Origin of the sequence: Streptomyces sp. M2CJ-2 (assembly GCF_016757295.1) — a bacterium.
Classification (GTDB): Bacteria; Actinomycetota; Actinomycetes; order Streptomycetales; family Streptomycetaceae; genus Streptomyces.
Genome location: NZ_JAESIF010000001.1, coordinates 277,416 through 291,515, shown reverse-complemented (window position 1 = coordinate 291,515; position 14,100 = coordinate 277,416). Strand labels below are relative to the sequence as shown.

Below are 14,100 nucleotides of genomic sequence, written 5' to 3'. Positions count from 1 at the left end.
GATGGCAGAACGATGGTGGACAAGGTCCGCTTCGACACGGCGGCGTAGCAGGCCTTCCGGATCGTCAGCAACGGGTCGGCCGAGATGGAATCCGCCGGCCTGCCCGGCGTACGCAGCACACGCCGGTCCAGGTCTGCCGGTCCCCTGATCACGTGTGCCCTTCCGACGACAACGATACACCCCCGTCCAGCATGCACCCCGTGCACTCAGTTCACAATAGGTAGCGTGGCCCCCTGGACCCGTCTTCGCTTCCCGGCTACCTGCCATGGGCTCGCGGCCGACGTGGGCGAGGACCAGGAACGGGAACAGGACCGGCGAAAGTTGCCCGGACACCATGGGTCACGCCCTTGTGCGCAGCCAGGTGTCGCCGGTGCGGAGCCACAGGACGCCGTCGCGGCCCTGGCCGCACCGCAGGACGACGCGCCCGGACACCTCGATTCTGCGGCGACTGGTCACGGCCCAGCCGCCGCCGTCGAGTTCGGCGTGTACGAGTTCGACGGTCCGCTGGTTGTGGTCGCGGCGGCTCAGCACTGCACGGTTGCCGCGGACCGCGAACCCGTCCGGGGAGTGGACGGGGCTGGGACAGCTGGTCACTTCACCGACGCCACGGCGTTGGGCATCCAGACGCCTCCGGGCCCGCTCGGGAACGTACGGCCGCCGACCAACAGGAAACGGTAATCCGGAAGCAGAGCCAGGTGGCTGGGCCGTAGCCGGATGTTCACCAGGGGCGTGCGCTGCTCCTCCTGCCCCGTGATGGTGACCAGTTCGGGGTCGAACGGACCTTTCGGTCTCCACCCGATCCATCCCTTGACGGAAAAGTTGTGCTCCAGGTACCGCCTGTGGACCACCAGGACCGCGAGTTCGCCGGCCGACCCGACCGTCCACGACAGAGCACGATAGCCCCGCGAGGTATCGGCGGCAGGCAGGCTCCACGCCTCATGGATTGCGGGCTCGGAGTAATGACTCGACATGAGCTGACGGTTCGTCAAGTGCGTTCGCCTCTGGGGCTGCGGTGGCTTATGCCACCCGAAGCTCCCTACCGTATCCAGCGGTTGGGGCAACTGAAGCCGGCAGAAGCACGTATCCCCGGCATACGGACTTCCCGCCGACCGTCAGAGAGCTCCCTGCCCTCTGTCGGGCGTCCGAGGACCTTCCGGCGCTCTCGATCGGACGGACGATCCGCGGCGCACGGGACTGAACGACGCGTACGTCAGCCCAAGAAAGTCAGGGCACGTCGCGGCGTACGAGTGCCCTGACGAAGGGCTCGCCTGCTGGCCGGAGCGGAGCGCGACCTGGCCGACTTCCTCGACCTGGCCGCCGCTTGGGCTTCCCGTCAACTGCCCGACTACGCGGCCCAGATGGCCTCCGCCCTCGCTCGCGCCCTGTTCCTCCCCACCCCGGGCCTGCCTCGCGCATAGGCCGTCCCCCGTCGTCACGTGCGCGAGGACGCGGCCTGCCACGCTGGCGGCACCAGGCGCGGCGCATGCTGAGCACGCGGCCCAACGAGCCGCGAGATGATACGAGTTGCTGCCATATACCGTTGCCTCACCAACTGTCGTTCGAGGAGGACACCTGTGTCAGACGAGTCAGAAGAGACCATGCTCACTCACATTCCGCCTGACGGGGTCGCCCCAGGGAATGGCTACAGCCACGTGGTTGTGGGCGAAGGCCGACTGGTCGTCATCTCCGGACAGGTCGCACTGGACGAACAGGGAAATGTGGTCGGGGAGGGCAACGCCGCCGCTCAGGCCCGTCAGGTCTTCGAGAACCTGCGACGCTGCCTGGCGGCAGGCGGCGCTACGTTCGCCGAGGTCGCCAAGTTCACCTTCTACGTCACCGACGTCGCCATACTGCCGGAGGTACGGGCCGTCCGCGACGCCCACATCGACACCGCGCGTCCGCCGGCCAGTACCGCAGTACAGGTGGCCGCCCTGTACCGGCCGGAGCTCATGCTGGAGGTGGAAGCCCTCGCCGTTATCCCCTGGTGACTCGGCCGGACGCCGGGGCGGTGGGACGGTTACTAATGATCTTCGAGTGAAGCCGCCTGTTGCCGGGGCATCGCCGCAGCTCAGGGATCGGGTCGAGCGACATCACGCAACGAATCTCAGCAACCCCACCGTTCGGCGCACTCGGCCCGTCTTGCGGTTCGGCCGTCAGGATCGTCCCGTACTGAGACGGCTGCACGGGGCGTGAACAGCTACTTGAGCACCTCGGAGAAGCTCACCCGCACGGCGACCACGGAACCCGATGCGTCCAGGTCGGCCGACACGGGGAAGTAGCCGTCACCCCAGGTCGTCATCGCGCAGAGCAGTCGGGCGTCACCGATGTCCACGGCCCCGGCCTCGCATTCAGAGGCGCGAACCTGCCGCATGACCTGCCAGTGGTGGGAATGCGGCCGGAAGTCCACCATCATGCGGCGTCCGGTCTCCTCCTTCCAACTCATCACGGCGCGAGCCTTTTCCACCGCCTCCGCCATGGCCAGCCCGGTCCATCCTCGGACACCGTCCTCACCCGGCTCACCCAGCTCCGGAGCTTCGAAGAGCGCCGCGGCTTCGTCCGCGGCGGCACCCCAGAACGCGACATCGGCCAGTCCGTCGACCGGCTCGTCGTGCTGCCAGACACTCAATGCGTCGGCATCGCCGAAGAGGACCCGGGCCCAGTCGACGCCGACGTCACCCAGCGGCATGGACGACTCCAGCCGGGCATCGCTCACCTGAACGCGTATCTCGGACCAGTGCGGGCCGGCACCGTCGCCGCCGTCGGCCCGCGAGGCGAGTACCGGCAGATGACGGTCGCGGGGCATCCCGCCCACCGCGACGACGGGAACCCCGAACATCTGGAAACCGCCGCCGCCTTCGGCGGCGGTCCGCCGCGCGCGTTGGGCATGTGGTTCCCGGCTCGGCATCGCTTCCAGGCGGGCGTCCAACCCTGCGGCTCGGCAGTGGTCCTCGAACATCGTCCCCAGTCCTGCCGCCCGGGAGGCCGGGATGTCGTGGAGCACTGCGCCGGGCTGCCGACCGAAGCTGCGGACCGCTGCCGAGGCGTCCGGGCCGACCACGGCGAAGTCGACCGAGCCGAGGACATCGGCAGCCGTCTCCGTGTCGTACACGCCGAGCAGAGCCGGGTCGATCTCCGCAGGCGACCGCTCTCCGCTCCACAGCCCCAGATGACCGCCGTCCACAACGACCAGGGTTCCCGACGGACACCGGATCTCACTCAGCCTGAAGATCTCTTCCATGGCGCGGAGTCTATGGCCGCGTCGCGGACCATGAGCACGCTCCGGCCCCGTTCCGTCGCACCCACCATTCCAGCAAAGGCACCTTGGCCGTCGCGAAATCCTTGGGCCCTTCCTCCACGCGGAGGGCGCGCATGTATTGACCCTCCCCCGGCCCGGCCGTCCGCGCGACTGGAGTCAAGCAGACCACTGCACCTCCGCCCAGACAGTTTTCGTATATGCGTCGCGGACCATCCACCCCCATCGTTCGGCATACTCGGCCACGAGCAGCAGTCCACGCCCCGACGGGGCGTCGGGCGGTACCGGTTCGGCCGCCGGGTCACACAGGGCGCGCTCCGGGCGGGTGTCGGTCACCTCGACGCGGGCGACACCGTGCTCGGGCAGCAGCAGAAGCGTCAGCCGGAAGTCCCGACCGGGGCAGTGCCCGTGGGTGATGGCGTTGGATGCCAACTCGGCCGTGACGAGGGCGAGGGCCTGTGACGTCTCGGAGTCGTACGGAATCCCCCAGGCCGCGAGCTGCTGGCCGGCGAGGCGTCGTGCGAGACGGGCTCCGCGTCTGGTGCTGCTGAGGCGGATGGTGAACTGCGGGACGCGGGTGGGTGGTTCAGTGGCGAGGTTGTGCGACTTCATGGAGTAACCGTCTCGTCACGCATATAGCCTGACGAGGTCGGACTTCCGTACCCGGGTGCGCGGTACGGCCGCTGTACGGCTTCGTACGGCAGGTGTACGGGCCGAAGCACGTAGCCGGAACGGCTCACCGGTCGTTGCCGTCACGACGGACCACTGCACAGAACGGGGGCGCGATGAGCAGGACGACCCAGCGGGACTGCGGGACCACCGGCCGGCGCAGTCCGGAGAAGGAACACCCCGCGGTCTGGAGCGCCTACGGCAAGCTCGTCCGCCTCTTCCGCGAACGCGCCGGCCTCACCCAGCAGGGCCTCGCGGAGGCGATCGACTACTCCCTGGAGCAGGTCGCCTCCGTCGAGCAGGGACGGAGACCGGCGAAGGCGGCCTTCACGGAGGCCGCGGAGCGTGCGCTGGACGCGGGCGGGGCACTGCGGGTACTCCAGGACGATGTGGACCGGGCGAAACTTCCCGTCTTCTTCCAGGACTTCGCCCTGCTGGAATCCGAGGCGGTGAGCAGGTTCTCCTACGATCCTCTGTTGGTCCCCGGGTTGCTGCAGACCGAGGCATACGCCCAGGCGCTGCTCGAAGCGCATTTTCCTCCCTTGTCCGATGACGTCGTCGAGCAGAGGGTGGCGGCTCGTCTTGCCCGTCAGGCGCTGTTGAGTCGCACATGCCCACCCATGGTCTTCGTGTTCATCGTGGAGGAAGCAGCGATCCGACGTGTGGTGCGCAGCACTGCCGTGATGCAGGGACAAATGGAGCATCTGCTGACGTGCTCGAGGATGCGCAACGTCGAGCTCCAGATCATGCCCACGATCCGAGGCGCCCACAGCGGACTCAACGGGCCGATGGTGCTGGTCGAGTCGACCGATCGCAAACAGTTCGTCTACATCGAGGCACAGGACGTCGTGAGCGTCCGGTCCGACCGGCATGAGGTCAGTGAGTTCTGGCTGCGGTATGGGATGCTGCGCACTCAGGCCCTCGACACCGAGGAGTCCTCCCGTCTCGTCGAGCACATGGCAGGGGAGCTATGAGCACCGATCAGGGAATTGAGCAGTCCCGCGAACTCGCCTGGTTCAAGAGCAGCTACAGCGGAACGAGCGGCGGCGACTGCGTGGAGATGGCCGCCGACTCGGACACCGTGTACGTACGGGACTCGAAGGCCGTGGGCGACGGGCCCGTGCTGCGGGTCGGCCGGGACGAGTGGGTCACGTTCGTGGCGCTCGCGGCCATGTGACGTCGGCCAGCCAGAGAGCGGGCGCCTTCATCCACCCAACTGCCCGAGGATGTCGCTGAGTTCGCGTACACGTGGGTGGTTCGGGCCATGGGTGCTCCGATAGCCGTCGATCGCGTCGCGCAGCAAGGGAACCGCCTCCTGCGTTCGGCCCTGGTTGGCCTTCGTCGCCGCCAGGTCGACCTGCGCGCCGAGGGTCGTGGAGTGCCGCGGGCCGAAGACCCGTCGGCAGCCATCGAGCGCTTCGGTGAGCCGCTGCTCGGCCTCGGTGACGCGGCCGAGCTTGGTGAGCACGGCGGCGTAGTTGCTCCTGGCCCTCCAGGTGTTCTGGTGGTCGTCGCCCTGCCGCCGCGAGCGGGCGTCGATCAAGTGGCCGTACATCTCCAGCGCCTCGGCGTGTTTGCCCTGGTGGGTGAGTACGGCGGCCAGGTTGTTCTGCACGGTCATGCTCAGGTCGGTCGTGCCGTCGATGTCGGCCAGCATCGCCCGGTACATGCCTTCCGCCTCGGTGAGCCGGGCGGGGGAGCCGCGTAATGCTCCCGCCAGGTTGTTCCTGCTGATCAAGGTGTCCGGATGGGCGGCGCCGAGCGTACGGGTACGGCGGAAGACCGTGTCCCGCATCAGCCCTTCCGCCTCCTCCCTGCGGCCGAGGTCGAGCAGAGCTCTCGCCAGGTTCGACGCGATCTGCAACGTCTGGGCGTCGTCCTGGCCGCGCAGTCGCTCCCAGCCTGACAGGGCCTCGCGCAACCACTCTTCGGCGCGGGCGGGGTTGCCGCCGTCCTGCAGGATCCTGGTCAGGTCGTTCAACGTCAGCAGCCTGTTCTCCTGGTCGTCCGCGCGGGCTGCGGCCAGCCACTCCAGCAGTGCGACGGCCTCGTCCTGCCTGCCGGGTTGCTCTCCCAGCGCGACCGCGTACACGTGCAGGGCGTGCAGCGTCTCCGGGTGGTTCGGGCCGAGTTCCTCGCGTTTGCGCTGGAAGTCGAGCCCGTGGGCGTACTCCGCCGTCACCGACAGCCTGATCTCGATGAGGGGCAGCTCGCCTCGCCGCTCGGTCACATTGATCTCGGCGCTGCCGAAGTCCCCGATGTAATGGTTCGTGGTCTTCGGCTTCTTTTTCCAGAACGGCATGTCTCTCCCTGTCTCGGTCACATCCCGCCGCGGGCAAGTCGCCGGTCACTGACCGGAATGGAGGTACGCGGCCCACAGCGTCGGGGTCTTGTCGAAACGCTCGCGGCAGCGGTGTACCGCGTGGTGCAGCGCCGTCGCGACGTCCTCGCCCGCCGAGACGCTCTCATGCAGGTCCACGGCGACCATCCGGGCGACGAGGTCGTTGACCTGCCACAGCGTGCCGACGACCTGCGGGTAGCCGGCGAGCTGAAACGCCGACACCAGGTGCAGGCTCTCGTCCGGGACCCGGTGGGCGCCGAGGGATGTCTCGCACGCCGACAGCACCGCGAGCCGGACACCGGACAGGTCGAGCGCGGACACGTCCAGCACAGAGAGCGGCCCGTCGTGCAGCAGCAGATGGCCGGCCGACGGATCGTCGGGATCGCTCGCCGCGTGACACGCGAAGTGCGCCGACGTGTGGGACGCCAGTGCGGCTCGGACCGAGTCGGCCGTCGCCTCCGCGCCGTCCAGCCGCGTGGCCCGGGTCAGTGCGGCGATCCTGCTCGCCTCCCGCCCCACACCGCGCAGTGGCCGCGCCCCCGTCGCGTCCTCCACCGCCACGACCACCAGGTCGTCGCCCGCCCGGGTGTGCCGCGCCCTGGCGTGCCGCAACGCCCGCAACGTCGGCGTGTACGACGACACCACCCGATCGAGGACGGACGCGTCGTCCGGGAAGCGGCCGGCCGCGTGGATCGGGAGCAACGCCAGCTGTCCCACCGGCGACCACCAGACCCGTGGCCAGGCATCCGACGGCGGGGAGGTGTACCCGAGTCGCTTCAGTACGGGTTCGGTGACGAAGTCCCACAGCCACCCGAGCACTCCCGCGGCGGTGATCTGGGCATCGGTCTCGCCCGCACCCGGCCGGGCCGACGCGGCCAGCGCGGCACCGAAGGTGGCCGCCTGGCCCGCCACGGAGTCCGGCGTCACTCCCGGCAACTCGACCACGGTGACCCCCGATGGACGGACGATCAACGCGTCACTGCGGTATCTGCTCACGTTGATCAGCACCACCGGCCCGTCCGCGGCGGACTCCAGCAGCTCGTCGAGGTCCGGTGGGGCGAGGAAGTCCGCGAACCCCGGCAGCGCCCGCGCTTCGTCGAGCAGGTGCCGCAACCGGACGTCCAGGTCGTGCCGTTCGTCCGCCGCGGTGCCCATGAGGTGCCCGGTCGGGGACAGCCGGTCGAACGCGGCGCCCAGTCGTTCCGCGAGCTCGGGTGCCGTCACGTGCAGGCGGGACAGATCGCTGCGGCTCTGCAGCACCTGTCCGCCGAGCAAGCCGCGGCCGAGTTCGAGCAAACGCACCGCCGTCTGCGGGTCGTTCGCCCGCAAGGCGCTCGCGGCCGCGTCGGCGGCGAGGCCGTCGAGTTCCGCCAGCATTCGTTGCTGGTCCACACGGGCAAGACGCCGCGGCGCCACGAGCGGCAGCAGTCCGACCGCGAACGCGTAGGCGTCCCGGGCCCGGTCCCAGCGTCCCGCCTCGGCCTCGGTGTGCGCCCATGCGCGTGCGGCCTTGGTCCGCGCCATGGGCTGCAGCGCCTCGATCTCCGCCGCCTCACGGAAGGCTCGGCCCGCGGAGGCCAGAACCCCGGGGTCCTGGGTGAGTTCGTACTGGGCGAACAGGACGCCGCCATGGTTGAGCTGGCTCTCGCCACGCTCCGTCGTGTCGGGAGCACTCGCCCGGACGGCGCTGCCCAGCGCCGTGACGGACCGGCGCAACGCCTCCGGGTCGCCCCTGAACTCGTACTCGGAGAACCAGACCCGGCCCAGGTTGCCCAGCGCCACGGCGTGGGTCCGTTCGCCGTACGGCACCGTCTCGACGACCTCGGTGTACGCGGCGATCGCCTGGCCCAGGTCACGTTCCAGACCCGTGTGCAGGAACCGTTCGTTGTGCAGCAGCCCCAGCAGCAGGGAGATCATGCCCAGCCCGCCACCCCCGCCACGCGTTACCCGGCCGATCTCCACGGCCCGGTCCAGCACGTCGATCTCGCCGGTCTGCGCGACGAGGTCCTGCACGGCGATCAGATAGTTCTCGCAGCGGTTCTCCCACACGTGCTCATCCGGCCGGGTCGCCTCGAGCACCTCGCGCAACAGGGCCACGCTCTCCCGTGACGCGGCGACGTCACCGGTCTTCCTGCCGCGGTCCCGCAACGCGGCGGCGAGGTCGACCTTGTTCTCCAGCAGCGCGCGCGAGTCGCTCGGTGTGCGTGCCATCGCATCCCGCAAGTACCGGACGGCGGTCTCCCGCACGGATTCGTCGCCCGTGTGCTCCGCGGATCGCTGCAGTACGTCACCCAACTGGTTGAGCCGCACCGCGTAGTCCGGGTCGTCCACGGACGTCGCGCGGACGCTCTCCTCCAGGACGCGGGCCGCATCGACGAGGGCGGCGTGGTCGCGGGTCAGCTCGTACCGGATGTACAGGGCCTTGCCGAGCACGTATTGGGTGGCCGGTACGCGCGGCAGCCGTGACGCCGACTCGACGGCCTCTGCCACGTACGCGGTCTCGCGGGTGTGCTCGGCCAGCAGGATCAGCGTCTCTCCCCGCACCATCGCCGCCACCAACCGGTTCTCCCGGTCCAGCAGCGGGAGCGACTCGTCGCACCCGGCCAGAGCCTCGTGCAACGCCGACACATCACGGAAGCACAGGAAGTGATCTTGCAACAACAAGCTCAAGCCGACCCGCAAGGGGTGCCTGATCGGGTGATCCGGCACATACCCGATCGCGGTCCGCAACTGCGTGATCCCTTCCAGCAGGTCGGCCGGATCAGCCGTGTACCCGTAGCGGTCGCGCAACCCCATGGCCAGGGCGTACATCGCGTTCACCGAACCCTGCGCCGCCTGGCGCCTGTTCCGTTCGATCTCACTGTCGAAGGGTGTCGGGCTCGTCACTCCGTAACTATCCTCACTGAGATGACCGCTGACCAACTGGCCGTGTTGTGCCGACGTCTGGCCGACGATACCGACGCGGTACGGACCTCGCCAGAGGTCAGGGTGCTCGCCGAGTCGATCGTCAGCCGGGTGCGTGACGGCGTGGCGCTCGACGAACTTGCCGACTCCTTCGACGAGTTGGAGATCCTTCTTCTGAGGGCAGGGCACGCTGCGGGGCTGAGCCCGGTTCGTTCGTACGAGCGGTTCCCCGGCGCGGGCGACGGGCACCGCGTGCTCGAGGTGCTGGCGTGCCCCGCCGGTGTCTGCGCACGGGTCGAGGCGCCGGGCGCGGAGCCGGTGTTCTGTGTGGCGCTCCGGCAGCCGATGGCGGTCACGAGGCTGCGGTCGTGACCAGGTTCCTCGAGGCGCTGAGCGGGAAGCTGGCTGAGCGCTGGATCGCCCTGATGCTGGGGCCCAGTGTGCTGTTGATGAGCGTGGCGGCCGTCGGCGTGACGCTCGGGCACCGGCGCTGGCACGACACCGGCCTGCTGCTCACCCGGCTCAACGAGTTGTCGGCCGAGCCCGCGTTGCGCAACACCGGCACGCTCATCCTCCTCCTCGCCGGACTGCTGGCCGCTTCGGCGGCTCTGGGTCTGGCCGCCACCGGGCTGGGCGTGACGGTGGAGCGGCTGTGGCTCGCGACCCGTCCCCGATGGCTCGCCGACCGGCGCCGACGGCACTGGGAAGAGGCACACGCGGCCTTCAACCACGCCTTGCTGGAGGCCGCCAGGGTGGAGGGCACTCCCGAAGCGGCGGCGGCCGCTGCACGGGCCCGGGAGTTCAACGCCCGGCGCAACCGGATCGGTCTCACGGCACCCGACCACCCGTTCTGGCTCGGCGACCGTATCGCCGCCGTCGACACACGCCTCTGGAGCGCCTACAGGCTCGACATCACCTCCGCGTGGCCGCGTGTCTGGCTCATTCTGGCCGAGGACGTACGTGCCGAGATCGTCACGTCCCGCGCCAGGCTCGCTGCCGCGGCCAGACTGATGGCATGGGCCGTCGGTTATGTCGCCGTGGGCGCCGTGTGGTGGCCTTCGGCGGTCGCCGGTGCCGTCACGGCCGCCACCGCGTGGCGCCGGGCACGGGTCGCGGGCGTGGCGTTCGCGGAGCTCTCCGAGGCTGCCGTCGACCTGCACGGCCGACAGCTCGCGGAAAGCCTCGGCATCCCCTGCGAAGGGACGCTCACCGAGGACGTGGGTGCCGAGATCACGACAGTGCTGAGGAAACGGACATGAGCTTGTTCCGTCGCACCTCCGAGCCCACGCTGGTCGACGAGGCGGTCCTGGTGATCGACCAGCACGCGCTGCCCTACCGGTCACCGGACTGGTACGGCCACGCGAACTACCACGTCCGGGTCTTCCGCCCCGAGAACGTACGGAAGCCGATCGTCATCATGGGCGACCTGGCCAACGACCCCATCGCCTCGATCACCAACAAGTGCCCGGAGGTCACAGCGATCGTGGCGAACCTGGTGCTCGGCCGGCCCGGCGTCCACCCCAGCCGGCTGGACGACCACGCTCGCTGGGTCACCTACTTTCCCGCCGGCACGTTCGGCGAGTCGTTCACCGAGGTCCACGGTTTCCACGTGGTGCCCGGCTACGAGCCGCAACTCGTCAACAACAGGCACAGACACCTTCGCCGCGAGGATGCCGAGGAGCTGGTCGGTGGATCCCTCCGCGCATGGCAGCGACGCCACTACACCGTCGCGAAGCTCCAGCGACGCGGCATCCGCGTGATGAGGGTGCACTCGGCCGGCTAGGGTCCCGCACCGTCGCTTCGACGGCGAGTTCGTCACGACGAGTGGATGCGGCCACAAGGCGCCGGGGAATCGAGCGAGGTGCAATGCCTTCACCGCTGGGCTGTCGCAGACGCCCGCATCGGGGTCCGGCCACGTGTGTGGTGGCGCCCGACACGACGTGCTGGTCCCCCGGGCCGTGCGATGCCCGGGCCTCGCCGGTCGCCGCCCGGCCTCCGCTTGACCTGAAGACACCAGTCGAACTCACCCTGGCCGTTCTGCACAGTGACATCCGCCATGACCACACTGCCGTCGGAACCTGTCACCCCGCACTGGAAGCTCTCACCGGTGCGGACCGTGGACGGAAAGACCCTGCGTGGAACACTCCGCCCTGACGGCACCCGAGTCCACCTCGTCTCCGCCCTGCACACGGACGGCGTCGTCCTCGCCCAGCAGGAGGTACCGTCCAAGACGAACGGAACCCCGGCAACGGGGAGGTCGCTGCCGCGCTGCCGGCCGTTAGCCTGTGGGTATGTCAGAGCGTGTCATCCCGGGCCGCACGGGCGGCCTGATCACTCTGGGCGCCGCGGACGCTCTGTGGGCCGGCTTGACGACCGACAGCGCTGTGCCGACGGCTTCTGCGGCGTTCACCTGCTCTCCCGCCGATGCCCGGGCGGGCTACGTCCTGCTCGGTGGTCGTGTGGTGGCGACGGTGAAGGCAGGCGGCGGCCAGTGGCGTGTTCCGGAGACCGAGGTGCGCCGGGCGGCAGCGGAACTGAACGCGGTGGAGATGGACCGCCAGGACCTGGTCCGCATCGGTCCGTTCCGTGACGCGCCGCAGCAGGAGCACACGGAGGGAACGCCGCTGCGATGGCGCCGACGCATCACCCAAGAACTGCAGGAGCTGGGCGCCCCCGAGCGGGCAGCCCGACGTGAAGACGGCCGACCGTACCATCTGGCGGGGATCGACTGGCGGCGGATCCTCGTGGAACAAACCCACGACCGGACGAGGCGGACATGGTGGCTGCCGCGCGCCGTGGTCAGACTGCTGGACGCGGCCGAGCACACCGAAACGCAGTGGCTGAAAGCCGCGCTGACCTGCCAGAAAAGCGCAACCGCCACCGAGCCGCCCTCCCACCCTCGGCAGGCCCGCGCCGCCGACGGCCGGCAGACGACGAGCCCCGACTGCCCCACCACCCCACTGCGCCCGTACAACGAGGAACTGAAAGGCCACCTGTACTCGGTACTCAGCAGGAAACCCGGCACCTCCCGCAAGGTGGCCGGATGGACGTGCGCCGTCTGCCGCACCGCACCCGCCGCCGTACTCGACCACTGCCACGAACACGGCTACGTCCGCGCCCCCGTCTGCCACTCCTGCAACACACAAGAACGACCCGACCACCTGTACAGCAACGACATCCGCGTGGCCCACCACTACACACGCCTCTTCCACACCCACACCGCCGACTGGCTCCGCCACTGGCACCGCTGCCCCGGCTGCCGCACCCGCACCACCCTGCCACTGCCCCACCTCGCCGCATGGACCGCCCACATAGCCTGCCGATCACTGCGCCCGACCCACCGTGCCCCCCGCGGGCGCAAGCCCTGCGGTGTGCTGCGCGTGTCCTGGACGGGCAGTCAGAACGCTCCCCGTTCCTGCCTGCTCACTGTCACCGTCGACTTCTGCCCCTCCGGCGAGCACCGTGTCCTGGCGCGAGTCCCCTACCGCGAAGCCGCTGAGCGGTTCCGCACCTGGCTGGCCGAGACCGCCCCTGCCGTGGCCGCCGCGGCCGGACCCGACCGCCTGGACGGCCTCCCCACCCGGTCCCGGCCAGTCATCGCGGACACCAGCGGTGAGGGCCTGGCGCTGTTCTGAGCGAACAGCGGGAGGCCCGGCACCAACGTCACCCCGCAGCCGCTTGACGGTCGATGAAAGCGCATCAGAATTGCAGATGATCAGGGAGTCCGAACCGAGGGAGACTGACGTGCGATTCACCGATGGCCCACATGTGCACTGCGATGTTCATGTCGAGGCGGCCTTACCGCGGGTCTGGGAGCTGGTGACGGACGTCCATCTGCCTGCCCGGCTCAGTCCGGAGCTGCAGCGCGTCGCATGGCTCGACGGCGCGGACCGGCCCGTGGTGGGTGCGCGCTTCGAGGGCTACAACCACCACGACAAGCTCGGCGAGTGGCGGACCGTCTCCCACGTGGTCGAGATGGACGAACCACGGGTGTTCGCCTGGGCCGTCACGGATGCGGACGGCCGGTACGGAGAGCCGACGCTGGATCCGGCGAAGCCTTTGGCGTCCTGGCGCTACGAACTCGAGGCCGAGGGCGAGGGCACCCGGCTGCGGCAGTCGGCCCTCATCGGGCCGGGCCGCAACGGGGTCACCCTGGCCATCGAGCGCTGGCCGGATCGGGAGGAGGAGATCATTTCCTTCCGGCTGAAAGAACTGCGCGCGGGGATGGAGACCACCCTTCACGGCATCAAGAGGCTTGCCGAAGAGCGGCAGTGATCCGGGCAGCGGCCTCCGAAGGATTGGTGGTGTCGGTGTTGACCACCAGGGTCTTGTGGCCGATGGCTGCCGGGGTGCCGGCGGCGTGCTCGTACAAGTCGACCTTGCGCCGGGGAGATGCCGGGTACGGTGCCAAGTCACATGGCTGGACCCGGAAGTCTCTTTCTGGGGACGGATTCTGACACCGCCTCAGTGGCTGTGGTGGGCCCGGTCGGCTCAGTGGAGGCAGAGGCAGAACGGATGGCCGGCCGGGTCCGCGTAGACCCGCCAGTTGGTCCCCGGGCGGAGCTGGTCCGTCCGCTCCAGCACGGTCGCGCCGAGAGTGAGCGCCCGCTTCTCCTCCCCGTCGAGGTCGTCCACGTCGAAGTCCAGGTGGAGCTGCTGCGGGCGCTCCTGGCCGGGCCATTCGGGCGGCCGGTAGCCGTCCACCCGCTGGCAGGCCAGCGGGATCCCCTCGAACCCGTGCACCTCGACCCAGTCGGGATCCCCCGGGTCCGCGACCACCCGGCCACCGAGCAGCTCCGCGTAGAACTCCGCGAGCCGCACCGGATCGGCGCAGTCCAGCGCGACCGCCTGCAGCTTTCGAATCACTTCCGACACCCCTCGTTCCTCGGCTGCTTTCCCGACTCCCCTGTACGGGAGGGGTCGTACCCCCCGC

The 14,100-nt window shown here is 69.5% G+C and carries 15 protein-coding genes; 8 read left to right on the top strand and 7 right to left on the bottom strand.

Going from position 1 to position 14,100, the window contains the following annotated elements:
• Positions 1-339 precede the first annotated feature (339 nt).
• A complete protein-coding gene (locus JL475_RS39700; protein ID WP_237405869.1) occupies positions 340-594 on the bottom strand; it encodes a hypothetical protein in 255 nt (84 codons plus the stop codon).
• A complete protein-coding gene (locus tag JL475_RS39695) occupies positions 591-989 on the bottom strand; it encodes a hypothetical protein (protein WP_237405867.1) in 399 nt (132 codons plus the stop codon). Before JL475_RS39695 ends, JL475_RS39700 begins: the two co-directional genes overlap by 4 nt.
• Before the next feature lie 609 nt (positions 990-1,598).
• Between JL475_RS39695 and JL475_RS01645 the strand changes: the two genes are divergently transcribed.
• Complete coding sequence (locus tag JL475_RS01645; RefSeq protein ID WP_202274132.1) at positions 1,599-1,988, top strand: RidA family protein; 390 nt, start codon at positions 1,599-1,601, stop codon at positions 1,986-1,988.
• Positions 1,989-2,197: 209 nt separating this feature from the next.
• Here the strand turns inward: JL475_RS01645 and JL475_RS01640 are convergent, their stop codons facing one another.
• Positions 2,198-3,238 carry a hypothetical protein gene (locus JL475_RS01640; RefSeq protein ID WP_202274131.1) on the bottom strand — a complete coding sequence of 347 codons (1,041 nt, stop codon included), beginning with the start codon at positions 3,236-3,238 and terminating at the stop codon, positions 2,198-2,200.
• A gap of 174 nt (positions 3,239-3,412) precedes the next feature.
• The gene (locus JL475_RS01635) at positions 3,413-3,865 is read right to left on the bottom strand and encodes an ATP-binding protein (RefSeq protein ID WP_202274130.1); all 453 of its coding nucleotides are present in this window, start codon (positions 3,863-3,865) and stop codon (positions 3,413-3,415) included.
• A gap of 173 nt (positions 3,866-4,038) precedes the next feature.
• Here JL475_RS01635 and JL475_RS01630 point away from each other — a divergent pair, with 173 nt between their 5' ends.
• Together JL475_RS01630 and JL475_RS01625 are read left to right on the top strand one after the other, a co-directional pair.
• A complete protein-coding gene (locus tag JL475_RS01630; protein WP_202274129.1) occupies positions 4,039-4,896 on the top strand; it encodes a helix-turn-helix transcriptional regulator in 858 nt (285 codons plus the stop codon).
• Positions 4,893-5,099: a DUF397 domain-containing protein gene (locus JL475_RS01625; protein ID WP_202274128.1), complete on the top strand. Its 207-nt coding sequence runs from the start codon at positions 4,893-4,895 to the stop codon at positions 5,097-5,099. Before JL475_RS01630 ends, JL475_RS01625 begins: the two co-directional genes overlap by 4 nt.
• Positions 5,100-5,126: 27 nt before the next feature.
• Here the strand turns inward: JL475_RS01625 and JL475_RS01620 are convergent, their stop codons facing one another.
• Both JL475_RS01620 and JL475_RS41415 read right to left on the bottom strand, forming a co-directional pair.
• Entirely contained in the window at positions 5,127-6,224 is a 1,098-nt protein-coding gene (locus JL475_RS01620; protein WP_202274127.1) for a tetratricopeptide repeat protein, read from the bottom strand.
• Between the two features lie 45 nt (positions 6,225-6,269).
• Positions 6,270-9,149, bottom strand: coding sequence for a CHAT domain-containing protein (locus JL475_RS41415; RefSeq protein ID WP_202274126.1), 2,880 nt, complete (start codon positions 9,147-9,149; stop codon positions 6,270-6,272).
• A gap of 21 nt (positions 9,150-9,170) precedes the next feature.
• Between JL475_RS41415 and JL475_RS01610 the strand changes: the two genes are divergently transcribed.
• The 5 genes from JL475_RS01610 to JL475_RS01590 all read left to right on the top strand — a co-directional run bounded on the left by JL475_RS01610 (position 9,171) and on the right by JL475_RS01590 (position 13,442).
• Complete coding sequence (locus tag JL475_RS01610) at positions 9,171-9,539, top strand: hypothetical protein (protein ID WP_202274125.1); 369 nt, start codon at positions 9,171-9,173, stop codon at positions 9,537-9,539.
• Positions 9,536-10,426 (top strand): hypothetical protein, encoded by an 891-nt coding sequence (locus JL475_RS01605; RefSeq protein WP_202274124.1) that lies wholly within the window; start codon positions 9,536-9,538, stop codon positions 10,424-10,426. The genes JL475_RS01610 and JL475_RS01605 overlap by 4 nt, the downstream gene beginning before the upstream one ends.
• Positions 10,423-10,950, top strand: coding sequence for a hypothetical protein (locus JL475_RS01600; protein WP_202274123.1), 528 nt, complete (start codon positions 10,423-10,425; stop codon positions 10,948-10,950). Before JL475_RS01605 ends, JL475_RS01600 begins: the two co-directional genes overlap by 4 nt.
• A 508-nt stretch (positions 10,951-11,458) precedes the next feature.
• Positions 11,459-12,802 carry an endonuclease domain-containing protein gene (locus JL475_RS01595; protein WP_202274122.1) on the top strand — a complete coding sequence of 448 codons (1,344 nt, stop codon included), beginning with the start codon at positions 11,459-11,461 and terminating at the stop codon, positions 12,800-12,802.
• A gap of 109 nt (positions 12,803-12,911) precedes the next feature.
• Positions 12,912-13,442 carry an SRPBCC family protein gene (locus JL475_RS01590; protein WP_202274121.1) on the top strand — a complete coding sequence of 177 codons (531 nt, stop codon included), beginning with the start codon at positions 12,912-12,914 and terminating at the stop codon, positions 13,440-13,442.
• Positions 13,443-13,658: 216 nt separating this feature from the next.
• On the opposite strand, the gene JL475_RS01585 is transcribed toward JL475_RS01590, so the two are convergent.
• A complete protein-coding gene (locus tag JL475_RS01585) occupies positions 13,659-14,033 on the bottom strand; it encodes a VOC family protein (RefSeq protein WP_202274120.1) in 375 nt (124 codons plus the stop codon).
• Positions 14,034-14,100 lie beyond the last annotated feature (67 nt).